This is a genomic window from Pararhizobium mangrovi, assembly GCF_006516965.1.
Lineage (GTDB): Bacteria > Pseudomonadota > Alphaproteobacteria > Rhizobiales > Rhizobiaceae > Pararhizobium_B > Pararhizobium_B mangrovi.
Map to the genome: position 1 here is coordinate 16,030 of NZ_VHLH01000036.1, position 22,947 is coordinate 38,976.

Here is a 22,947-nt window from a genome sequence, read left to right on the forward strand (position 1 = left end):
CGCTGCGCCGGGCCGATGTCCGGCGTGGCTTTGCCCGCCGCATCCGCGGCGGGCACCTTTTTCCGCACCCGTCGGGGTGCCCGGTTCAACGCCGATCGCTCTGAGGGGAGCACTGACATGAAGAAGCTCGTTCTGTTTCTATCCGCCGGGGTGGCGATCGCGCCGGCCCATGCGGCCGATTTCATCCTGCCGCCGGCGCCGCCCGCGCAGATGGTGCCGCCGCCGCTGGTGACCTGGGGCGGCTTCTACGCCGGCGGCCAGATCGGCGGTGCCTTCGCAGGAGACGACGGGTCCCTGCGTTCGCGCTCCACGACCGAACGCAGCGGCAACAACGACAACGACGACAACGACGACCAGGACGATAACGACGACGGCGGTGACGACAACGGCGACAACGGCGACAATGGCGGCAACAACGGAAACGACAACGGCGGAAGTGCGGACGGCGGCGACATCGGCGCGGCCTGTGGCGTCACGCCGAACACCGCAGCATGCTCGGCCATCGACGACGGCTTCGATACAGCGGACCAGTTCGGCGTCGCCGGTGCCGGAACGGACAACACCGGAACCGGCGCGGTCCTTGCTGACGGCACGTCGGGCGACGGATCGCAATCCGGCGACGGGGACGACGGGGCGAACGCTTCGGACGACGACGACCGGCCGGCGACGCTCCAGCGCCGCCTGACGACGTTCGACGACGATGGCGACGGTGGCAACGCTTCGATCGAGGAGAGGATCGATCTCGCCAACGGCTTTTCCAACGGGTTCGGAGACGAACTGGTCGGCGGCGCGCATGCTGGCTACAACTTCCAGTTCGGGCAATTCGTGATCGGACCGGTAGCGAGCATCGATTTCCTCGACGCGGACCGTTCCGGCTCGCTCGGAGACGGCAATAGCCGCATCACCGCGCACCAAAGCCTCGATTATGTCGCGTCCGCCCGGCTGAACGTCGGCTACGCGATCGACCGATTGCTGATCTACGGCACGGGCGGCCTCGCCTTCGGCGACGTCAAGACGCGCTTCGACGCGCCATCCTTCGATTCGCAGGAGGATACCGACACGCTCGTCGGCTATACGGTCGGCGGCGGCGCGAGCTACCTGCTGACGCCGCATCTGAGCTTCGGCGTGGAGTACCGCTACACCAATCTCGGCGACGCGGATTTCAAGGGCGACTTCGACCTCGGCGACAGTCGCACGCTGCGAAGCTCGGTGGACGACGACGTCGATTTCCACACGGTGATGGCGACCGTCTCCTACCACTTCCAGTAGGCGTGGGTCGGGAGGTCGGCGCATGAAGGCCGAATTCATAGCCAGCCAGTATCACCGCATCGTCGGCGAGGCGCTTCGCCCCGTGGCCTCGGAGCTGCGCCTCGTCGACGTCGGCGAATTCGTCGCCTTCATTCGCTTCGAATGCTGGGGAGCGATCTCCGATCTCTTCGACGGGGCGGCGGATCTCTACTTCGCCCCGGGCGTGGTTCGCTTTGCGGATGCGGCTTCCTTCGATCTGGACTGGGCGGGCGAACCGACAATCCGGCTCGACACAATGCTTCGCCTGTCGGGGATCACCATCTTTCTGCGCCTCGTCCTCGAAGCCCGGACCGCCACCGTCGACGTGCAATGGATCGAGGCGCCCATGGCTCTCCTGTGCAGGGAAAATCTGGAAGCCGACGTCAAACACAGGCTCGATCGGGTCTCGCTGACGGTGTGAGACGATCGCGCATTTTTGTTTTCCGTCGAGAACGGAAACGATCTGCCGCCCGCTTTTGGTGTTCGCAGTAGGGCGGGCGGCAGACAGATCGGCGACCGTGCGGCCTCGCGACCTGTCTTAATGCGCGAGGCCGTCGGCCTGCGGGTTCGCCTCGGCGATTTCGCGAAGCATGGACAGGCAGAACTGGCGGTCCTGATCGATGTAGCGCCCGCCATCCTCGTCGAGCGTGAAGCTGATCTCGATGATGCGCATCGTGGTCCAGAACTCGTCGACGAGATCCTCGGCGTGGCGACGATCCGGCATGCCGCTGACGGCCGCCGTCAGCAACCGTTCGACCTCGTCGCCGTCGGCGACATGGTTGTCGCGCATGACGATCTTGGTCAGGCGGTCGATTGCAGCCATCGGCGTCATCGTGCGCCCCGTTCTCGCCCGCGGCTTGTCGGCGGTGCCGGCCGTCTTCGACCGTGCGGGCATTGCGAGTTGGTCGTGCCGACAGCGAATGCACAACGCTTCAGCCGGAGAAACGATCGCTCCATGCTTCGCAGTGCCGCAACTGCGGATCGGCGCTGTGTGATTATTGCAACAAAGGTGTCGCAACGATCACACCTGAATTTCGCCGGGCACCTTTCGCTCTCCCGCATTCGTTCCGAACGCCGCCTGCAGTCAGGTGGTGCGCGACGGGTCCGGCACGCTCAAATTTTCAAGGGTTTGCGGAGCGCCGTCGCCAAACGGCGTGAACTGTGGATCGTGGCGAAAGGCTCAGGAGGCCAGTTCGAGCAGGATCTGCTTCATCCGGGTCGGCGAACTCGGCTTCATGCAGATCGTCGCCTCCGGATAGCGCTTTTCGAGCTCGGCGTTGTCGACATGGCCGGAATGGAACACGATCGGCACATCGTTGGCGTAGAGCATGTCGGCGAGCGGACCGACCTCGCCGTCGAGCAGGCGGACGTCGAGGATCGCGCAGCATACGTGCCGGTCGGCTGCGACGGTCAGCGCCTCGCTTACGGTCGCGTACGGCCCGTCGACGGAAAATCCGGCTTCTTCGGCCATGTCCTGCAGATCCAGGGCGACGAAGAACTCGTCCTCCACGAGGAGGAGTTCACGATTGGGATGCGAGCACGGCATCAGGCAGGTCGACCTCGATTATGAACGCGTTACCATCGGTGCGACGGCGCACATCCGCCTGTAGCTGACGTGCCGATGTCTGGACGAGAACCGTGCCGAAGCCGCTTCCTTCCGAAATTTCGACGGCCTCGTCCAGATCCTCATGCCATTTCAGACGAACGAGCCCCCCGACTTGTTCCCACCCGATCGCAAGACGGCCCCGATCCGACGCGAGCGCCCCGTACTTGACGGAGTTCGTCGTCCATTCGTGCATCATGAGTGCAAGGGACGACAGATAGCGATGGTCGATCGATACTTCCGGCCCGCCGATCTCGATCGACGTGTGGTCGCGATAGGGGTCGAGCGTGGCAAGGACGAGCTCCTCGAGGTCGATCGCCTGATCGTAGTTCGACGAGGAGGATAGGGAGTGCGCCCGACCGAGCCCGGAGATGCGCTCTCGCAGATCGGCAACGAAATCCTTGAGGTTCGTATGCGAGCGCGCGCCGGCCGATACGAGACCGCCCATGATGGCGAAGAGGTTCTTCACCCGGTGGTTCATCTCGCGAAGCATCAGTTCGCGCGTCTCGGCCAAAGCATATTCGGCCGTGATGTCGATCGAGACGCCGGTCAGCTTTCCGCCGCCGCGCCCGTCGCCGGCAAGGCGCCCGAACCCCTTGATGTGCCGCGTATCCCCGTAGGCGGTCTCGATGCGGAACGTCGCCTCGAAGTCGCTTTCGCCACCGCTCGCCCGGCGTAGCGCGCTCTCGACCTCGGCCCGGTCGGCGTCGACGATGCGGTCCATCAGCGTGTCGATATGCACGACGTCGCCGTTCGGCGCGTCGAGCAGTTCCTTTTCGGTCGCATCCAGGAAGGTTTCGCCCGTCTCGACGTCGTATTCCCAAACGCCGATATGACCGGCCTTGATGGCGAGCTTGAGCCGTTCGCGTTCCTCGGCGAGGCTGCGCTCGAGGGTCAGCGCCTCGGTGATGTTCGTCATGACGAGCGTCGCGCCGTCGATGCTTCCGTCGTGGGTGCGGTAGGGCATCGTCCTCAGCGAATAGGTCTGGCTGCCGTCCCGGTTGGCGAGCCTGCGATGGCGCGCCGGTTCGCCGTTCGCGACGGCCCGCGCGTCGTCCAGATACTCGCTCGACGACAGGCGGCTCGCGACGTCTTCCAGCGGGCGCTCCCGATCCGAAGGCTGCAACGGGAAGATCTCGGTCGCAGGCTCCGTGTAGCTTCGCACGCACAGCCGGCTATCGAGTACGACGACGGCAAGATCGGTCGAATCGAGAAAGTTCCGGAGGTCGGAATTGGCGACGGTGAGCTGGTCGACCTTGCTCTTGAGCTCGTCGTTGACCGTGGAAAGCTCCTCGTTCGTCGACTGGAGCTCCTCGTTCATCGACATCATTTCTTCGTTGGAGCTCTTCAGTTCCTCGTTCGTCGTCTCCAGCTCCTCGACGGTCGTGCGAAGGCGCTGGCGCGTATCGCGAAGCTCGCCTTCGAGCACTTCGACGTGGTCGTCCCCCGGATCGAGCTCGTCGATGTCGGGCTCGAACTTCGATTCGAAGGGTGCGGTGTCCCTTAGAATGAAGAGGAGGCTGTCGTCGGGCAGGGGATCGCAGACGACGTCGATGCGCTGAACGCCATGGTCGGCCGTGACCTCGACGTCGCGTACGATGGCGCGCTTGCGGCTCTGACGGCATTCGCGCAGCAGCCGGCCGAGCACGTTTCGCAGGCCCGGCCGGGCGAGCGAGACCGCGCTGGCGCCGCCGATCCGGCTCACGGGGAAATCGAGATAGCGGCCGAGCCGGCCATAGGCGGAAAGAATGTTGCCCTCGGTGTCGAGAACCATGCTCGGCGGCGCGTAGCGGTCCATGACGCGCTGCATCGCCTCCGCGTCCTGGCGCGCCTGCGGCTTGCGCTCGCGCCGGCGCGGCTCGTTGTCGGAGGAGCGCGGCTGGGTCTGGGCGGGAAGGTCGATCGGATATCGCGGCTGGCCCGGGCGCCGTTCGAAGAGCCGTGCACCGTGATCGACGGACGAAAAGAGGTTTTCGTAGCGACCGATGGATTCCGACGGTCCGAGAAACAGATAGCCGCCCGGACGGATCGAGTAATGCAGCAGGGGAAGCACCGACTGCTGGAAGCGATCGTCAAAATAAATCAGCAGGTTACGGCACGAAACGAGATCGATGCGCGAAAACGGCGGATCCTTCACCACGCTGTGGTTGGAAAAGCGGATCATGTCGCGGATCGCCGGCGTCATGACGAAGCGCTCGCCACGGGGAGTCACGTGGCGTTCGCGCAGTGCATAGGGAATATCGGCAAGAGCGGAGGAGGGATAGTCGCCCTCGCGTGCGACCTCCAGCATGCGCTCGTCGATGTCCGTGGCGAAGATCTGGATCGTCGGATGATCTTCCATCCCGCGCAGGACCTCCGCGCACAGCATGGCGATGGAGTACGCTTCCTCGCCGCTCGAACAGCCGGGGATCCAGATGCGGACTTCCTCGCCCGTGGAACGGCTTTTCACGAGCGGCTCGATGACACGTTCGCGCAGCGTCTCGAACGCATCGAAGTCGCGGAAGAAGCGGGTCACATTGATGAGGAGATCGCGGAAGAGCGCTTCGCATTCGTGCGTGTCGTTGCGGATGCGTTCGAGATAGGCACGCCCGCTCGGCGCATCGAGGACCTGCATGCGCCGTTCGACGCGGCGAATGAAGGTCGAACGCTTGTAGCCGGAAAAGTCGTGGCCGACGGCCGAGCGCAGCACCCGGCACAGATCATCGACGTGGTCGGCGACCAGTTCGGCCTCGTCCTCGAGGGTGGATTCGGAAAGCCGGCGATGGAAATAGTTCTTCAGCGCACCGAGCAGGATGTCCGGGGGTTCGACGAAATCGACGAGCCCGGTTCCCACGGCCGAAAGCGGCATGCCGTCGTAGCGCGCGGTGTCGGGTTTCTGGACCGCCGCGACGCCGCCATGTTCCTTGATGGCGCGCAGGCCAGTCGTGCCGTCCGCCCCGGTGCCCGAAAGGATGACGCATGCCGCATTCGCCTGCTGGTCGGCGGCCAGCGAAATGAAGAAGTCGTCGATCGGCCGGCGCAGGCCGCGCGGCTGGCTGAACTCGGTCAGCTCCAGCACGGCCTGATTGATCGCCAGACCGTGACCGGGGGGGATGATGTAGACCGTGTCCGCCTCGATGCGTTCGCCGCCTTCGCACTGGAGCACGGAAAGGCTCGTCTGCCGGTCGAGCAACTGAGCGAGCATGCTTTCATGCGTCGGATCGAGGTGCTGCACGACGACGAAGGCAAGGCCGAGCGGCAATTCCGCGCTCGACAGCATCTCGCGCAGAGCCTCCAGGCCGCCGGCGGACGCGCCGACGCCGACGATCGGCGGCGTGCTGCTCATCGACGACACGAACGGGTCCTTACGAACGCTGGATGGCGGGAAACGTCAGGAATTGTAACCGCCCTCGAGTTCGGCAAGCGTCAGTTTCGCCTGGGCGATCGTGGAAGCCGTGTTGGCGAGCGAACTCAACGTGCCCTCCAGCACGACGCCGCTCTCGGCGAGCACCGGACTGAGCTGCGTCATGGTGCGGTCCAGTTCGACCTCGTATTCCTCGAGCAGTTCGGGATGGGAGCGACTGATGTCGAACTGCGAGGCGAAGACGTAACGCAGCTTGTTCCCGGTCGAGCGCAGCTTGGTCATGAAGAGCAGATTGACGAAGGGCTCGCCATTCTTGCGAAAATTCACGATCGGCGTGCGAACGCTCGGCTGGCGCTCCGTCTCGAGGAACCGGTGGATGTTCACGCGCGCCTGCGGGTTCTTCGCTTCCCCCTGAAGGAAGCGGCAATTGTGCCCGACCGCGTCTTCCGGCCCATAGCCGGTCAGCCGGGTGAAACGCTCGTTGATCATCAGTAGCGGATGGTCGTCCGTGGCGTCGGCAAGAGCCAATGCGACGGGAGCATTCTGGAAATAACTCGTCAGAGCCTTCGGAAGATCTTGGCTTGTCATCGACTCGTTTGATCCGTTTGCACGCCACATAATGCCCGAAGGTGTGGTTGAAAAGAACCGCGGACGACTTTGGCATCGCCCTGCGGTACCTCCATACCTTGTCGGGTAGCGATCGCCTCCAACCACGACGCCGCGATTTATTTGCGACCGGGCGCTGTGACACCGGCCTCCGGCACGCGGCTTATCCAGGCAGTCGGCCGCAAATCCGATGCGCTTTGAAAACGCTCGCCCGCATTGCGCTAGCGGGAACAAAGGTGGAACGGTAGCGTTACCCGCTCACATCGTACAGGAGAAGAACCATGACCAATGCTGCTGACGTCAAGTCCGACGACGGCTCGAACACGCGTAAGGACCCGGAGGATTGGGTGAGCGGTGACGATCCGATGACCGGTGCCCAGGCATCCTACCTCAAGACGCTCTCCGAGCAGGCGCACGAGCCCGATGCATACGAGGACGGGCTGACGAAGGGCGAGGCTTCCGAACGTATCGACCGCCTGAAGAAAAAGGCGGGAATGGAGTAGCGCGTTCCTGCCTTTTGGCAGCTCGGGAGTGACGGCCTCGGATAGGGTTCGTCACTCCTTTGCAGCGTATCTCACGAGGCGGCTATGGCGAGGTTGATCGTGTGGCTTTCAGGACGGCGACGAGGTCGTAACTGCCGGCTTCGTGCCGTCCGTCGTCAGGTGATAGGTCGCCATCTCGTCTGCCGTAAGGTAGTGCAGCGATCGTGGTGGCGTCGTCAGGGCATCCGCCCAGATCATGGGATCGACGCCCATTGCCGTGAGATGGCGCACGATGCGGGCCGTCGTGATCTGCGCATCGGCGATCGCCTGCGCCGGGTTCTGTTCGGCATCCGTCGCGGTATAGAACTGATGCACGCCGACTGCCGATTTGTCGTCGACGCTGCGGTGAACGCCGCCCGCCAGAACCAGCGGACAGGAAGAAGCGCACAGCGCACCCTTGGGCACGCGTGTGTCGAGTTCGTGCTCGCGGATCGTATCGGCCATGGCGATCGCCGCGCCGAGATCGCCGCCAGGTGAATCGAGATCGACGGTGTGGACGTACTCGCCACGCTCGCGAAGTTCCTTCTTCAGGCGTTCGGCGGCCGCATGGTCGATGCGTCCGGTCGCCCGGAGCACGTTGTCTTTCGTAAGATCGAAGCGGATCGGCCCGTTCAGTGCATCCTCGCTCGTCGTCACATCCCGGCGCGGATCGTGTTCGGGCGCCGGCCTCGTGTTTCTGTTTCCCTCGCCGTCCGTCGCGACGTCCGGCGGCAGTATCGGTTGTTCCTGGGCGGGATCCGCCGGTGTCGCGGGAACGGTTTCGGTACGCAGGTCGCGATAGTCGAGGACGACAATCGCGACCGCACCAACGAGCAGGATACGAAACGCCCAGCGCGCGAGATCTCCGTCGTCGATGCGGGCGAATGCACGCATCGCCCTTTGTCCGAGGCGTTCGGTTCCGGTGCGTTCGCTCGTTTGCGGCATCAGTCGGGCCGCTTGGGCTCGGAGCGGGCGAGGGCGGTCACGTTCGGGCCATGGTCTCGGCCGGAAGACGCTGCGTCGTCTTCGCGCCTTTCGGTCCCAGTCTCTTCGACGGGCTCGGTCTCGGGCTCCGGTTCGCCGATACCGTGCGAGCGCTGGCGAAAGCGTTCGTTGATGTCGAGTGCGCGCAGGAGGTCGGCGGCCGACATGCGTTCGGCGTCGCTCATCTCGTCCTCGCCTTCGCGGATCGTCGCGTAGACGACAGACAGGATCAGCACGAGGACGGCTGGCAGGAGGTCGATGGAAATCGCGCCCGCCCAGCTCGGCAGGAAGCTCGTCGCATAGCGAAGAACCGCTTCTGCGGACGACAGCGGAACGTAGCGCCGCTCGGCGACCTTCGGCTGCTGCATGATCTCGTCGGCTGCCTGCGCCAGCGCGGTCGATTGCGCGGCGACCGACTGGCGCACCGTCTTCATTACCGCGTCCTGGCGACCCGCTAGATCGGCGTCGCTGCCGTCGGCGACGGGGGCGATGAAGCCGGCGGCGAGGTCCTGCGCCGCACGTGCGAGGGAGGGCGCCGCGGAGGTCTGCTGCAACGAGGAGATGATGCCGGAAAGCTCCACTGCGCGCTTGGCGAAGGTGTCGGAGCGTGGCTGGACGGGGCCGGATCCCGAAACGAGCCCTCGCATCTCCGCGAGTTTCGCCTGACCCTTCTCGAAGAGCTGGCTGACCGTCTTGCGCGAACCGCCGATCGTCTGCTCGAGTTCGGCCATCTGTGCCGACATCTGGGAAAGAAGCTGTACGACGCTGCCCGAGCCCGAGGTGCCCGTCAGCGCGCCGGACGAACGCTCCTCGTCGGCAAGCCTGGAGAAGCGGGCCTCTGCGCGCTGGATGTCCGGCAGCAGCGAAAGCGAGCCGAGCGCATTGTCGTGCGCCTGGTCGAGATCGCTCGTATAGCCTTCGAGCGTTTCCGCCAGATGCTGCTCGACCGCCGCCGATCCGGCGAGCGCGGCGGCGTTCAGCCATGACGACATCGCCACGATCATCGCACATCCGAGCACCATTACGGCGACAAGCCCGATGCGCGAGGAGAAGCTGCGCATCTCCGGAAGGAAGCGCATCAGATAGGTCCAGAACCCGTAGATGCCGACCGAGACCGCGCCGGCGTACATGATGGCGGCGAAGAACACGCCGGTCGCGGAGCCGTCGAGCAGGCTGCGCACCCCGAGATAGGTGTAGACGCCGCTTGCAAGCGCCAGCGTGGCGAGCACGAAACGCGTCATCGTCTCGAGCGAGCGGACATGGCCTTCGAGGCGTCTGGAAAGGGTGGCGTCGCGCATAGCGGTGTCGATCCCCGTTCGAAAGGCCGGATGCTCATGCGGCCTTTCCGGCGATCGCCGGTCTGCCGCGGCACCATCGGCACGCGTCCCTTTTCACGACAAGGTAGGGAATTCTTCCCGATTGTCACGCATTCGGCGCACGGCGCCAAAACAACACACGGGACGGTTGCGGATCGAAACGGGCCCGCGTTCTTCAGCTTTTCCTAACCAAGACAGATAAATCCATGCCGTTCGGCCATGTCCGCCGGGGCCTTCGTTCCATTTTGTTAAGCCGATGCGTGAAGGGTGCGCAACGGTACGAAAGCGAGGCAGGCATGAACGCGGCAGCCATCCCGATTGCGGCGAGAGAGACCCCCCTTCCAACGAGCGAACGCATCCTCGACGGTCTCGCCGAGCCGGTCGTGGTCGTTAACGCCGACGGGGAAATCGTCTACGCGAACACGGCCGGTGAGAAGACCTTCGGCGTGTGGCTCGTCGGTCGATCGCTCGCCGATCTCTTTCCGTACTATCTGCATTCGGGCCAGGCCGCCACGGTCGGTCGCGTCAGCACGCTGACGACCGAGGACCACACGAAATACATCGCCCGTTTCGAGCCGATGGAAAACGGCCTGTGCGTCGTCTCGCTGCACGCCGGCGGCGCGGCGAACCATGAGGATGGACCCGCCTGCGACGAACTCACCGGGCTCGCCACGCGGAACTGCTTCATGCGCGCCCTCGACGTGGCGCTCGTGGAACGCGGCGATCTCGGCGAGATTGCCGTGCACTGCATCGACCTCGACCGGTTCAAGCTCGTCAACGACACGCTCGGCCACGCCATCGGCGACGCGCTGCTGAAGAAGGTCGCCGAGCGACTTGCGAAGGCGTGCCGGAAGGAAGACGTCGTCGCCCGTATCGGCGGCGACGAATTCGTCGTCCTTCAGTGCGCGCCCGTCCGCGAGGGCGAGGCGGAACGGCTGGCGAACCGCCTCGTCGACCTGCTCGGCCGCACCTACGTGCTGAACGGACATACGGTGAATATCGGCGCGAGCGTGGGCCTTGCCTATTCCGGTTCCGGATATCAGGGCCGCGACGTCATGCGCAACGCGGACCTCGCGCTCTACGAGGCGAAGCGAGCCGGCCGCGCGCGGTTCCGCTGCTTCGAGTTCGGCATGGACGCGAACCTGCGCGAACGTCGCGAACTGGAGATCGACCTCCGCCGCGCGCTCGCCCTCAAACAGTTCGAACTGCATTACCAGCCCTTCCTCGACCTGAAGTCCAATCGCGTGATCGGCTTCGAAGCGCTCCTGCGCTGGCACCATCCCCGACGCGGCAACGTTCCCCCGCTCGACTTTATCCCGCTCGCCGAGGAGACGGGACTGATCGTGACGATCGGCGAATGGGTGCTGAGAAGCGCCTGCGAGGCGGCAGCGAACTGGCCTGGCGACATGGTCGCCGCCGTCAACGTGTCCCCGCTCCAGTTCAAGTCCGACACGCTGCTCGAAACCGTTTCTTCCGCGCTCGAGCGTTCGGGCCTGCCGGCTTCGCGCCTGGAGGTCGAGATCACCGAGGGTGCGCTTCTCGACGATACGGAGAACGTGCTTGCGACCCTGCATGCGCTGCGCGATCTCGGCGTGCACATCTCCATGGACGATTTCGGAACGGGCTATTCCTCGCTCGCCTATCTGCAGAAGTTTCCCTTCAGCAAGATCAAGCTCGACCGTTCCTTCGTCGCCGGCACCGGCGCGGACTGTGACGCCATCCTCAAGGCGGTCGCGGGGCTTGGAACGAGCCTCGGCATGGCGATCACCGCCGAGGGCGTGGAAACCGACGAGCAGCTCAATCGCATTCGCGAAGAGCGGTGCACCTACGTTCAGGGCTACCTCACGGGCCGGCCGATGACGGTCGACCGCATAGCCCGCTTCCTCGAAAACGGTCAGCAACGCACGGAGGCCGCTTCATGAGCACCGTTATCTATCGTCTGGTCTATTACAGCCGGAACCACATCCCCGATCAGAACGGCGAACTCGATGCCGAGATCAAGCAGATCCTCGAGCGAAGCCGCGTCAACAACGACAAGGACGGCATAACCGGGGCGCTGCTCTTCAACGCCGGCTGTTTCGCGCAGGTTCTGGAAGGTCCACTCGACGCGGTGGAAAGGACCTTCGAGCGGATCCAGCAGGACGAGCGCCACGGCGACGTTTCCCTGCTCGCGCTCGAGCCGATCGCCGAACGCGCCTTCGGCAGCTGGGCGATGGGTTTCCTCGGACGCTCGGAGACGAACGCCCATCGCTTTGCCGAGGTCGGCACGAAGAGCGGCTTCGACGTCGCACGGTTGAGCGGCGACGAGATCCATTCCGTCCTGAAACGGCTCGCCATCGAGGAAGAAGCCGCCGCCGCCTGAGCACCGTTCGTTAACTGCGTTCGGTCATTCGACTTTTTTCCCTTTCCCGGCACGCGTAGTTTCCCTGTCGCCGGGCAAGGCAGGCCGGAAAATCCGGCCGACAACGAGTAATCACTGATGACGAGTGTGGAGAGTATCGGCCCCCATCGCCGGGATTTCCCGGAAGCTTCGGGACCGGACGATGGCGTGGAGACGGTGACGCTCGGCGGCATGTCGATCAGCGTCGTCGATCGGCCGGCCGCCGCGCGATTGATGATCCGCGCCGCGCGGTCGCATCGCCGTGGTGACCGTCCGCTCAACTACACGTCCTCGAACGGTCAGGTGATCGCACGCGTTGACGACGACCCCGAACTCGACGCGCTCTTCGCCGAAGCCGACCATATCTTCGCCGACGGCCAGTCTCTCGTCTTCGCCTCACGACTGCTTTGCCACCGCTCGCTGCCGGGCCGCGTCGCGACGACGGATCTCTTCCACGACGTCGCCGGTCTCGCCGAGCGGGGAGGCGATACCTTCTACATGCTGGGCTCGACGCAGCAGCGCGTCGATACCGCCGCCGCCGCAGTGCGCGAGGCCTATCCCGATCTGCGGCTGCTGGGCCATGCGCACGGCTATCATCAGGGCGCGGAACTCGAAGAAAAGCTTGCCGAGATCGACCGCTTGTCCCCCGATATTCTGTGGCTCGGCATCGGCGTGCAGCAGGCGCAGCACTTCATTCGCGACTATGGCCCGTCGCTGCCGAATGTCGGCCTGATCAAGACGGCCGGCGGCCTCTTCGACCATCTCGCCGGTGCCACGCGGCGCGCGCCCGAAATCGTCCAGCGCGCCGGGCTCGAATGGTTCTGGCGCGTGCTGCAGGAGCCGCGCCGGCTCGGCTGGCGCTACCTGACGACCAATCCGCGCGCCATCTACGCCATGCTGCGCCATTCCGCCTGAAACCTTCCTGGATCATACGGCATCGCTTCCGTGCCGACACGTCCGCGTGTCGTCGGGCGGCATTTCACGGACAAAAGTCGTCGAGATCGGATAGGTTTGGTCGCTCGGCGTCGAGAAGCGTTTCGGCTTGCGGCCGGGGATCGTCGAGCATTTGCGGACCCGCATGCGACGATCGACCGTTCGCTTCGCCAAAACGATCAATGATCGAGTACGCTCCGCGCCCATTCCTTGACGAACGGGAGTCGCTCGGTGGCGACGTCTGCGATGAGGCCGGTCGGCGTGCGGACCTTCGAGAGCGTGAAGAGCGGTCGTTGCTCGGCACCGAAATAGCTCTTGTAGGCTTCGTCGCCGATGGTGAAATCGAGCAGGCGGTCGCCGCGTTCGATGCAGTCGCGACCGATGTGCTGGAAGAGCAGGCTTCCGACGGACTGGCGGCCGAATTCTGCCTGGTCGAAGCCGATGAGGACGACGAGCAGGGCGCCGGCATGTGACAGGCCCATCGCGCAGGCCACGATGCGTCCGTCCACGCATATGCGGTACATCCGGGCGTATTGCGCCGCCCCTTCGCGCGCCACGGCAAGATAGAATTCGCGATGGTCGCGGCTTCGCAGGAGATCGCCGGCGGCCTGTTCCTCGCTTCTGAAACGGCTTGCCCGGAACGCGCGCATGGCTTCCAGGGTACGGGCGATCTCTTCGCCGTCTCGCACGGTCTCGAAGGTGGTCGCACCCCGGCGATGGAGCTGGCGGGTCTTCTTGTCGAGGTCCCTGCGGAAGGATCTACGCATCTTCGCGTCACGCCAGGCATCGAAGTTTCCCGGCAATTCGCAGGCGTAGGCGCTGGTCTTCATGCGACGGAGCGAACCGGCGTCGAGGATCCGGCACAGGTCGTCGGCCGTGCATTCGTGGAGCTTGGCGATGCGCAGCACGTCGAAGGGCTTCAGCTCGGCGCGGATCGCCCGATGGATCTCCTCGTCGTCGGCGATCGACTTCAGCGTCTCGCGATCGCACACCGCCGCGGCATAGTCGGTGACCCGCATGTCCGCGAACTCCACGAGCTTCATGCCGCCGGCCCTGCGGCGGACCATCGGCAGGACGAGCGCGAGCGTGCCGTCGCGGCGATGGCGCACGGTAATCGTCACCGCCTCGCACGCGCCGTCCCCGACGAGCCGTTCGTGAAGCTGCGCGAGCCAGATCGGATGCTGGAAGGCGTTCGCGCCGGAGGCTTCGAACAACGCGCGGTATTCCGCCGAGCGGAAATCGAAACGTTCTTCGCAGGCGGCGATGAAGCGATATGAATGAAGGGTCATGAAGAGGGTGGGCCGGCAAGATTGGACGCAGCGAGATCGATCATCAAGAATGCTCGAATGAACACGGGCACGGCGACACCGTCGGAAGCGGATGCAACGCCCCATACTAGCGACAAATCGCAAAGCGCGAGTAAACGCGAGCGGCGCCGGTCCGATGGCTTTGCGTTTCACAAACGGTCACCGGCGCGACGCAGCGTCGCGGCGGGATCGTCCCGGACCGAATGCCGGATCACCTGCCAAACGGAGGATACACGATGCCGCTTTTCGATCTGACGGGCCGGCGTGCCCTGGTGACGGGTTCGAGCCAGGGTATCGGGTTCGCGCTCGCGCGTGGCCTCGGCGCGCACGGCGCGAGCCTCGTCGTGAACGGGCGCGACGAAGCGAGGGCGGAAGCCGCAGCTTCGGTGCTCCGCGCGGAAGGGTATGCGGCTGAAATCGCCGTTTTCGACGTGACCGATCCGAAGGCGATCGTCGCGGCGGTGGATCGCGTTGAGAGCGAAAGCGGACCGATCGAAATCCTGATCAACAATGCCGGCATGCAGCATCGCGCGCCGCTCGAGGATTTTCCGGCCGACGCGTGGCGCGCGATCATCGAGACGAACGTATCGAGCGTCTTTCACGTCGGGCAGGCGGTGGCCCGGCACATGATCGCACGCGGCCACGGCAAGATCGTCAACGTCGCTTCGGTCCAGAGCGAGCTCGCGCGCAAGGGCATCGCGCCCTACACGGCAGCCAAGGGTGCGGTGCGCAACCTGACACGCGGCATGTCCGCCGACTGGGCGGCCTACGGCATTCAGGTGAACGCGATCGCGCCCGGATACTTCAAGACGCCGCTCAACCGGACGCTCGTCGAGGACGCCGAATTCTCCGCCTGGCTCGAAAGGCGGACGCCGGCCGGTCGCTGGGGCGAAGTGGAAGAGCTCGTCGGCGCCGCGGTCTTTCTTTCGAGCGACGCATCCTCGTTCGTCGACGGGCACACCCTTGCCGTGGACGGGGGCATGACGACGAGCGTTTAGAGCCTTTCAGGTTCATACGGAACCTTAGATATCGCAAGCGATACGGACGCGATGGCCGGCCGGCGATCAGGCCGCGTCGGCAGGTCCGCGCGCATAGGGCGCGATCAGCGCGCGGACGTCGACGCGCGCCTTCAGCCGGGCGGCGATCAGCGCGGTGCCGGTAATCTTGCGCTGGACGAAGAGCATGTCGTTGGGTGGCAGCGTCCAGTTCGCGGGGTCCTCGGCGATCGCCTGTCCCTCTTCGGCGACGAGCCTGGCAAAGCGCCGGTCGCCGAAATCGAAGGGGCCGGGTCGATGAAACGTTTCGAGGCCGATGTCGATCATCCGGTCGATGCGCCGGCCTTCTCGTGCGAGCGTGCCGGTATCGAGAAAGCCCGAGTGCACGCAGGCCTCGCGCACCGTCTCGCGCCGGCCGGAAAGCGCGGCTTCGAGAAGACCGCGATACCGTTCGACGGTCTGCGCCTCGATCGGCCGGGTCGCGCCGAAGTCGAGAAGTACGAGCCGGTCCCGGTCGCGCTGATAGCGGTAGTTCGCGAAATTCGGATCGGTCTGCATCAGCGAGAACAAGAAGAGTTCGCGCAGCGTCAGTGCCATCAACCGTTCGACCTGGCGGTCGCGCACCGCCTGCGGCTCGTTCGCAAGCGTCTCGATCGCGTCGCCCGGCATGTAGTCCATCGCGAGGATGCGGGTGGTGGAAAGGTCGGGCACCGGGCGCGGCACGCAGAAGGTCGGATCGTCCACAAGCAGGTCGGCGAACCGCGTCATCTGTTCGCCCTCGCGGACGTAGTCGGCCTCTTCGTGAAGCTGGCGCTTGGCTTCCTCGAGAAGGGGCGCGATCGTCAGCCCGCTCGGCACGAGCCGCGAAACGCGAAGCAGCGTCGCAACGTTGTCGACGTCGGCATCGATGCTCTCGCGCACGCCTGGGTACTGGATCTTCACCGCCAGCTCGCGTCCGTCATACGTTCGCGCACGATGGACCTGGCCGATCGAGGCGGCGGCGATCGGCCTGCGGTCGAACCGGGCGAGGCGGCTGCGCCATTGCGGGCCCCACTCGACCGCGAGCATATGGTCGAGCTGCCGATCGGGCATCGGGTCGGCCTGATCGCGAAGGCGCGCCAGAATCTCGGCAAGGTCGCCGGGAAGCACGTCGCCGGCATCCATCGAGATCATCTGTCCGAGCTTCATCGCCGCGCCACGCAGGTGCGAGAGCCTCTCGGCCATGCGCCGCGCATTGCCGGGGGTAAGAAGCAGATCGCGAAGGTGCGGGCGCTCGCCCTCGGCAAGGCGGCGTACGCCCTCGGCCATCATGCCGCCCGCGACACCGGTCGCGAGCTGACCGAAACGGCCGAACCGCGAGAACCGTGTACCGGGCACGGCCCGGCCCCGCCTTCCCGTCGGATCGTCCTTCATCCGCATCTCCATGTGGCACGCGTCTTGCTTTTGCAGAAAGATGGGGCAGGCATTCGGTCGGAAAAGGGGCGTGATCGTGCACTGCAGCCGCACCGAATCAGGACCGAGGCAGATAACGTTTCGCTGATCGACGCACTGGACGCTGCAGAAGACGAAGGGCCATGGCGTTGCATTTTTCGCCTTCAGCCTATTTTCGTATCATCGGGCCGCTTTCGCGTTCCCATTTCACATACATCCCAAAAGACGTAAGGGAGCCTAACCGGCCATGGCCATCGTTCGCGAATTCCCCCGTGCCGTCCAGGAACTCGAACATGTCGAGATCCCGATGCCGGACGGTTGCCGGCTCGCCGCGCGCATCTGGCTGCCGGAAGATGCCGAGGATCATCCGGTTCCCGCGGTGCTCGAATACATTCCCTATCGCAAGAACGACCTGACGCTAAAGCGCGACGCGGGCACGGCGCCCTATGTCGCGGGCCACGGCTATGCCTATGTCCGGCTCGACCTGCGCGGCGCTGGCGATTCCGAAGGCATCATGCTCGACGAGTATACGCCGCAGGAGCTGCAGGACGGAGCGGACGCGATCGCCTGGCTTACCGAACAGCCATGGTGTGCGGGATCGATCGGCATGATCGGTATTTCCTGGGGCGGGTTCAACGGATTGCAGGTCGCAGCGCTCCAGCCGTCGGCATTGCGCGCCGTCATCACCTGCTGTTCCACCGACGACCGCTATGCCGACGACATCCACTACATGGGCGGCACGATGCTGGTCGATCAGCTGTCCTGGGCATCCGTGATGTTCGGAGAGAACACGCTGCCGCCGGACCCGCGCAACGTCGGAGATCGGTGGCGCGACGATTGGATGCAGCGCCTTCAGGAAAACGATCTGTGGCTGAAGACCTGGACCGAGCACCAGACGCGCGACGATTTCTGGAAGCACGGCTCGGTCTGCGAGAACTTCGACGACGTGCAGGTGCCGGTCTACGCGGTCTCCGGCTGGGCGGACGGCTACTGCCGCTCGGTCTTCCGGCTGATGGAAAACCTGAAAGGTCCGCGCAAGGGGCTTGTGGGGCCGTGGGCGCATACCTATCCGCATCTCGGTCAGCCGCTTCCCGCCATCAACTTCCTCGACGAAGAAATTCGCTGGTGGGACCATTGGCTGAAGGGTGAGGAGAACGGCGTCATGGACGAGCCGCGCCTTCGCATTTTCATGCAGGACCATGCCGAACCGAAGAGCTTCTACGAAAGACGGCAGGGTCGCTGGATCGCCGAGCCGTCATGGCCGTCGCCCAACGTCACGCCAGCACGCTTCAATCTGATGCAGGGCGGTCGGCTCGATCGGCGCGAGGCCGTGGGTGAAACGGCGCCGATGACGATCAATTCGCCGCTTTCCGTGGGTCTTGCCGGCGGCAAGTGGTGTTCCTACGCGATGCCGGGCGACCAGCCGGTCGACCAGCGTGCCGACGACGCCGGCAGTCTCGTCTTCGAGACCGCACCGCTCGACGAACCCTTCGAGATGGCCGGCGACGCCGCGCTCGACCTCGTCTTCGAAAGCGACCGGCCGGACGCGATCGTCGCCGTGCGCCTCAGCGACGTCGCGCCCGACGGGGCCGCGACGCGCGTCTCCTACGGTCTCTTCAACCTGACCCACCGCAAGAGCCACGAATTTCCCGAAAAGCTCGAGCCGGGCAAGCGCACGACGGTCACCGTGCCGTTCAAGCACGTCGCCCAGCACTTTCGCCGGGGCCACCGCATCCGCCTTTCGATCTCGACGAACTACTTCCCGCTCGCCTGGCCGTCGCCCGAACCGGTGACGCTGACCGTCCATCCGGGTGAATGCACCCTGCGTCTGCCCGAGCGCACGCCTTCGCCCGACGATCGCGCCCTGGAGCGCTTCGGCGAAGCCCAGACGGCGCCGCCGCTCGACCTAACGACCGTCGAACCGGAGAAGCAGTCCTGGCACGTCGTCAACGACCTCGGTCGCGGCACGACGACGGTGAAGGTCGTCGACGACAGCGGAACCTTCCACTTCCCCGACAGCGATCTGACGGTCGCCAAGCGCGGAACCGAGACCTACGGGTTCACGGCCAACGACTATCGCTCGGTCTATGGCGAGGTGACGTGGTCGTTCGACTTCAGCCGCGATGACTGGTGGGTGCGCACCAAGACCTGGACACGCCTTACGGCCAGCGCCGAGGCGTTTCACATCGAGGCGAAGCTCGAGGCATGGGAAGGGGACGAAAAGGTCGCCGAACGTGTCTGGGACGAGCAGATTCCGCGCAACCATCTGTGATCGCACCGGTAAGATGGGACGCCGTACCGACTGGTGACCCCTTCGCCTGCATGATAGACGGGCGAGGGGGCGAGCGAACGTCGTGACGTTGCCGGCAAGCGATGCCCCGCCAATCCATCGGAGGCGCGCATGAGCATTCGCACGGTCGTTTGGAACGAATTCCTGCACGAAAACGAGAACGAGGCCGTTCGCGGGATCTATCCCGACGGAATCCATGCCACCATCGCGGCGGCGCTTGCCGTGGATGCGGGCATCGACGTTTCGACCGCAACGCTGCGCGATGAAGAGCACGGCCTGCCGGCCGAACGCCTCGCCGAAACGGACGTCCTGTTATGGTGGGGCCACAAGGCCCATGGCGAGGTGGACGACGCGGTCGTCGAACGGGTCGCCCAGCGCGTCTTCGAGGGAATGGGGCTGATCGTGCTGCATTCCGGTCATTTCTCGAAAATATTCAGGCGACTGATGGGTGCGCCTTGCTCGTTGCGCTGGCGCGAGGCCGGCGAGCGCGAGCGCATGTGGGCGATCAATCCCAGCCACCCGATCGCAAACGGTGTCGGTCCGGCTATCGAGATCGCGAATTCGGAAATGTACGGCGAGCCCTTCCTCGTTCCAGAGCCGATGGAGACGGTATTCGTCTCCTGGTACGAAGGCGGCGAGGTCTTTCGTTCCGGCCTGACCTATCAGCGCGGGGCTGGACGCATCTTCTATTTCGGTTCGGGCCACGAGACCTATCCGATCTACCATGACGAGGCGGTCCAGACGGTGCTCAGGAATGCGGTTCACTGGGCCTATAATCCGGCAAGGCCGTGGACCGACGTTTCCGAAGCACCGAACGTGCCGTACGACCGCGCGCGCGAGACGCTGACGCCGAAGGGCGCGTCGCTCCACAAGGAAGGCGAGGAGGGGTTCCGGTGAGCGAACATCGCCTGATCATCCTCGGCACCGGCTCGATCGCCGAGCGCCATGCCGAACAGTTCTCCAGGCTGCCCGGTATCAAGCTTGTCGGCGCCGTCGACACCGACCGCGAACGCGCGGCCACGTTCGCGCGCGAGCACGGCATCGCGAACGTATTCGCCAGCCTGGAAGACGCGCTCGACTGGGGCGCGTTCGATGCTGCGGTCAACGCAACGCCGGACGGCGTCCACCATCCGACGACGCTTGCCCTGATCGCGGCGAAGAAGGCGGTCTTCTGCGAGAAGCCGCTTGCGCTCAGCCACGAAGATGCGCGGGAGATGACGGAGGCGGCCGAACGTGCGGGCCTCGTCAACATGGTCAATCTCACCTATCGCAACGCCCACGCGATTCAGATGGCGCGCCGGATGGTGCAGGGCGGCGAGATCGGGCCGATCCGCCATGTCGAGGCGAGCTACCTGCAGAGCTGGCTGACAGCGACGCACTGGGGCGACTGGCGTACCGATCCGCGCTGGCTGTGGAGGCTTTCGAGCGGCCACGGCTCGAAGGGGGTGATCGGCGACATCGGCATTCACATTCTCGATTTCGTCACCTTCGGAACGGGCCTCGAGATCGCCGCGCTGCAGGCGCGCATGAAGGTCTTCGACAAGGCCGAGGGCGGAGCGATCGGTGCCTATACCTTCGACGTCAACGACAGCGTCGCCATGACGGTCGAGATGGACAACGGTGCGCTCGGCGTCATCCACGCGACGCGCTACGCGACCGGCAACGCCAACGATCTGCGGTTGACGATCTACGGCGAGCGCGGCGCATTGAAGATCTGGGCGAACGAACGCGATTCCAGCCTCGACGTGTGTCTGGGCGAGGACGTGCATACGCAGAAATGGCGGCGGAAGGAATGCCCCGCCACACCGCGCAACGAGGCGCGTTTCGCCGAAGCGCTTGCCAGCGGAAAGAACGGCGAGCCGGACTTCGCGCGTGCCGCGGACATCCAGAAGCTGCTCGACCTGTGCTTCGTCTCGCACGAAGCGTCCCGGATGATGCCGACCGGGCTCGCGCCGGCGTCCGATCTTGCGAATGCGATGGCGACCGCCCGCCCGTAGCCTCCGTATGCGCCGGAGATCGGGAGAACGACGAAGGGCCGACCGATTTCACGGACGGCCCTTCGTCGTTCTCCTGCCGACTTCCCTGCGCTTCGGCCTACTTCGCCTCGGCGACGTGGCGCGCGAAGCGCAGCATGTTGCAGGTGTAGCCGTACTCGTTGTCGTACCACGAAACCACCTTGACGAAGGTCTCGTCGAGCTGGATGCCGGCACCCGCATCGAAGATCGAGGGCAGGGGGAAGCCGCGGAAATCCGTCGAGACGACGCTTTCGTCGGTGTAGCCGAGAATGCCCTTCATCTCGCCTTCGGAGGCGGTCTTCATCGCCTTGCAGATGTCGTCGTAGGTGGCGCTCTTTTCCAGTTCCACCGTCAGGTCGACGACGGAGACGTCCGCCGAGGGCACGCGGAAGGACATGCCGGTGAGCTTGCCGTTCAGCGCCGGGATGACCTTGCCGACGGCCTTCGCGGCACCGGTGGATGACGGAATGATGTTCTCGAGGATGCTGCGGCCACCGCGCCAGTCCTTCGAGGAAGGCCCGTCGACGGTCTTCTGGCTCGCCGTCGCCGCGTGTACGGTGCTCATCAGGCCGCGCTTGATGCCGTAGGTGTCGTTCAGCACCTTGGCGACGAGCGCCAGGCAGTTCGTCGTGCACGAGGCGGCCGATACGATGTTCTGGCCGTCATACTCGTGGTGGTTGACGCCGTAGACGAACATCGGCGTCGAATCCTTCGACGGTGCCGACTGGACCACCTTCTTCGCGCCGGCGGCAATGTGCTTCTCGCAGGCTTCGGCCGTCAGGAAGAGGCCGGTCGATTCGATGACGACGTCCGCATCGACTTCGCCCCAGCGCAGTTCGGCGGGGTCCTTGATCGACGTCAGGCGGATCTTCTTGCCGTCGATGACGAGCGCGTCGCCTTCGAGCGAGACCTCGCCGGCGAAGCGTCCGTGGACGGAATCGTATTTCAGCATGTAGGCGAGATAGTCCGGCTCGAGCAGGTCGTTGATGGCGACGATCTCGATGTCGGAAAATTCGCTATGGGCTGCCCGCAGGGCCATGCGGCCGATGCGGCCGAACCCGTTGATGGCGACACGTACAGTCATGAAAAGCCTCCGATCAGGTTTTGACGGAACGGCCCGGGCATCGCGGCCGGGCCGTCGGCGATGGGGTGAACGGCAGCTTGTCGAGGTGCGCCGCCGGAAATCAGCGGCACGTTTGCCATACTTGCCGCGCATATTCCAGCGATCGGGACGAAAGCGGGCCGACGCCGCGTCCTTTTGCCCGCCGGCATTCACCTCGACGGTGAAAGTCGCGTAGAAATCCCATGGATGAGCGCGATTGGAAAGGTCGCCTCGCGCTTGCCTGATGCGAGTGCTAAAGGCATGAGGCCGAGCCGCTTCAGGAGATTGCCGTGACCAAGCCCGTCTTCATTCTCAACGGACCTAACCTGAACCTTCTCGGCAAGCGCGAGCCGGAGATCTACGGCAGCGAAACGCTCGCCGACGTGGAGGCGTCGTGCGTACGGCTTGCCGAAGAACTCGGGCTGACGGTTCGTTTTCATCAGAGCAACGCGGAGTTCCAGATCATCGACTGGATCCACGAGGCACGGGAGGAAGCGTGCGGGCTGATCATCAATCCGGCCGCGTTCACTCACACCTCGATCGCCATTCTCGATGCGCTGAAGGCGTGCGCCTTCCCTATCTTCGAGGTGCACATCTCGAACATCCACAAGCGCGAGGCCTTCCGGCATCACTCCTACGTCTCGACCTGCGCGGACGGCATCGTCGCCGGGTTCGGCACGCAGGGCTACGAGATGGCGTTGCGCAGAATGGCGACGTCGGTAGACGCCGAAACGATCTGAATCCTACCCGCTGACGCGCTCGATTTCGGCGCCGCATGCGCCGAGCTTGGTTTCGAGGCGTTCGAAGCCGCGGTCGAGGTGGTAGACGCGGTTG

General features: G+C 64.8%; 20 protein-coding genes. 11 read left to right on the forward strand and 9 right to left on the reverse strand.

Annotated features, from left to right (window positions below; all coding sequences use genetic code 11):
- Positions 1-117: 117 nt before the first annotated feature.
- Positions 118-1,269 (forward strand): outer membrane protein, encoded by a 1,152-nt coding sequence (locus FJU11_RS16035; protein WP_141168088.1) that lies wholly within the window; start codon positions 118-120, stop codon positions 1,267-1,269.
- A gap of 22 nt (positions 1,270-1,291) precedes the next feature.
- Positions 1,292-1,708, forward strand: coding sequence for a hypothetical protein (locus FJU11_RS16040; RefSeq protein ID WP_141168089.1), 417 nt, complete (start codon positions 1,292-1,294; stop codon positions 1,706-1,708).
- A 117-nt stretch (positions 1,709-1,825) separates the two neighbouring features.
- Here FJU11_RS16040 and FJU11_RS16045 read toward each other — a convergent pair whose 3' ends face one another.
- The 4 genes from FJU11_RS16045 to FJU11_RS16060 form a co-directional block, all read right to left on the reverse strand.
- A complete protein-coding gene (locus FJU11_RS16045; protein WP_141168090.1) occupies positions 1,826-2,110 on the reverse strand; it encodes a hypothetical protein in 285 nt (94 codons plus the stop codon).
- Between the two features lie 357 nt (positions 2,111-2,467).
- A complete protein-coding gene (locus FJU11_RS16050) occupies positions 2,468-2,833 on the reverse strand; it encodes a response regulator (RefSeq protein WP_141168091.1) in 366 nt (121 codons plus the stop codon).
- Entirely contained in the window at positions 2,808-6,215 is a 3,408-nt protein-coding gene (locus FJU11_RS16055; protein WP_141168092.1) for a CheR family methyltransferase, read from the reverse strand. Before FJU11_RS16055 ends, FJU11_RS16050 begins: the two co-directional genes overlap by 26 nt.
- Before the next feature lie 45 nt (positions 6,216-6,260).
- Positions 6,261-6,821: a PAS domain-containing protein gene (locus FJU11_RS16060; protein ID WP_141168093.1), complete on the reverse strand. Its 561-nt coding sequence runs from the start codon at positions 6,819-6,821 to the stop codon at positions 6,261-6,263.
- Between the two features lie 299 nt (positions 6,822-7,120).
- Here FJU11_RS16060 and FJU11_RS16065 point away from each other — a divergent pair, with 299 nt between their 5' ends.
- Positions 7,121-7,342, forward strand: coding sequence for a DUF3072 domain-containing protein (locus FJU11_RS16065; RefSeq protein ID WP_141168094.1), 222 nt, complete (start codon positions 7,121-7,123; stop codon positions 7,340-7,342).
- Positions 7,343-7,450: 108 nt separating this feature from the next.
- Here the strand turns inward: FJU11_RS16065 and FJU11_RS16070 are convergent, their stop codons facing one another.
- On the reverse strand, positions 7,451-8,254 hold the full coding sequence (locus FJU11_RS16070; RefSeq protein ID WP_141168095.1) for a COG3904 family protein: 804 nt from the start codon (positions 8,252-8,254) through the stop codon (positions 7,451-7,453).
- A gap of 50 nt (positions 8,255-8,304) precedes the next feature.
- Positions 8,305-9,642 carry a hypothetical protein gene (locus FJU11_RS16075; protein WP_141168096.1) on the reverse strand — a complete coding sequence of 446 codons (1,338 nt, stop codon included), beginning with the start codon at positions 9,640-9,642 and terminating at the stop codon, positions 8,305-8,307.
- 314 nt (positions 9,643-9,956) lie between these two features.
- On the opposite strand from FJU11_RS16075, the gene FJU11_RS16080 reads away from it, so the two are divergent.
- The 3 genes from FJU11_RS16080 to FJU11_RS16090 all read left to right on the forward strand — a co-directional run bounded on the left by FJU11_RS16080 (position 9,957) and on the right by FJU11_RS16090 (position 12,955).
- Positions 9,957-11,582, forward strand: a complete 1,626-nt coding sequence (locus FJU11_RS16080; RefSeq protein ID WP_181408220.1) for an EAL domain-containing protein — start codon at positions 9,957-9,959, stop codon at positions 11,580-11,582.
- Entirely contained in the window at positions 11,579-12,022 is a 444-nt protein-coding gene (locus tag FJU11_RS16085; RefSeq protein WP_141168098.1) for a BLUF domain-containing protein, read from the forward strand. Before FJU11_RS16080 ends, FJU11_RS16085 begins: the two co-directional genes overlap by 4 nt.
- Before the next feature lie 117 nt (positions 12,023-12,139).
- The gene (locus tag FJU11_RS16090; protein WP_141168099.1) at positions 12,140-12,955 is read left to right on the forward strand and encodes a WecB/TagA/CpsF family glycosyltransferase; all 816 of its coding nucleotides are present in this window, start codon (positions 12,140-12,142) and stop codon (positions 12,953-12,955) included.
- A 197-nt stretch (positions 12,956-13,152) separates the two neighbouring features.
- On the opposite strand, the gene FJU11_RS16095 is transcribed toward FJU11_RS16090, so the two are convergent.
- On the reverse strand, positions 13,153-14,262 hold the full coding sequence (locus FJU11_RS16095; RefSeq protein WP_181408221.1) for a GNAT family N-acetyltransferase: 1,110 nt from the start codon (positions 14,260-14,262) through the stop codon (positions 13,153-13,155).
- Between the two features lie 254 nt (positions 14,263-14,516).
- Here FJU11_RS16095 and FJU11_RS16100 point away from each other — a divergent pair, with 254 nt between their 5' ends.
- Positions 14,517-15,278 carry an SDR family oxidoreductase gene (locus tag FJU11_RS16100; protein ID WP_235891076.1) on the forward strand — a complete coding sequence of 254 codons (762 nt, stop codon included), beginning with the start codon at positions 14,517-14,519 and terminating at the stop codon, positions 15,276-15,278.
- Between the two features lie 66 nt (positions 15,279-15,344).
- On the opposite strand, the gene FJU11_RS16105 is transcribed toward FJU11_RS16100, so the two are convergent.
- On the reverse strand, positions 15,345-16,688 hold the full coding sequence (locus FJU11_RS16105) for an ABC1 kinase family protein (protein WP_141168102.1): 1,344 nt from the start codon (positions 16,686-16,688) through the stop codon (positions 15,345-15,347).
- 265 nt (positions 16,689-16,953) lie between these two features.
- Here FJU11_RS16105 and FJU11_RS16110 point away from each other — a divergent pair, with 265 nt between their 5' ends.
- The 3 genes from FJU11_RS16110 to FJU11_RS16120 all read left to right on the forward strand — a co-directional run bounded on the left by FJU11_RS16110 (position 16,954) and on the right by FJU11_RS16120 (position 20,993).
- On the forward strand, positions 16,954-18,978 hold the full coding sequence (locus tag FJU11_RS16110; protein ID WP_141168103.1) for a CocE/NonD family hydrolase: 2,025 nt from the start codon (positions 16,954-16,956) through the stop codon (positions 18,976-18,978).
- 129 nt (positions 18,979-19,107) lie between these two features.
- The gene (locus tag FJU11_RS16115; protein WP_141168104.1) at positions 19,108-19,893 is read left to right on the forward strand and encodes a ThuA domain-containing protein; all 786 of its coding nucleotides are present in this window, start codon (positions 19,108-19,110) and stop codon (positions 19,891-19,893) included.
- A complete protein-coding gene (locus FJU11_RS16120; protein ID WP_141168105.1) occupies positions 19,890-20,993 on the forward strand; it encodes a Gfo/Idh/MocA family protein in 1,104 nt (367 codons plus the stop codon). The genes FJU11_RS16115 and FJU11_RS16120 overlap by 4 nt, the downstream gene beginning before the upstream one ends.
- Before the next feature lie 97 nt (positions 20,994-21,090).
- Here FJU11_RS16120 and gap read toward each other — a convergent pair whose 3' ends face one another.
- Entirely contained in the window at positions 21,091-22,095 is a 1,005-nt protein-coding gene (gene gap, locus FJU11_RS16125) for a type I glyceraldehyde-3-phosphate dehydrogenase (protein ID WP_141168106.1), read from the reverse strand.
- A gap of 308 nt (positions 22,096-22,403) precedes the next feature.
- Here gap and aroQ point away from each other — a divergent pair, with 308 nt between their 5' ends.
- Positions 22,404-22,853, forward strand: a complete 450-nt coding sequence (gene aroQ / locus FJU11_RS16130; protein WP_141168107.1) for a type II 3-dehydroquinate dehydratase — start codon at positions 22,404-22,406, stop codon at positions 22,851-22,853.
- Positions 22,854-22,947 lie beyond the last annotated feature (94 nt).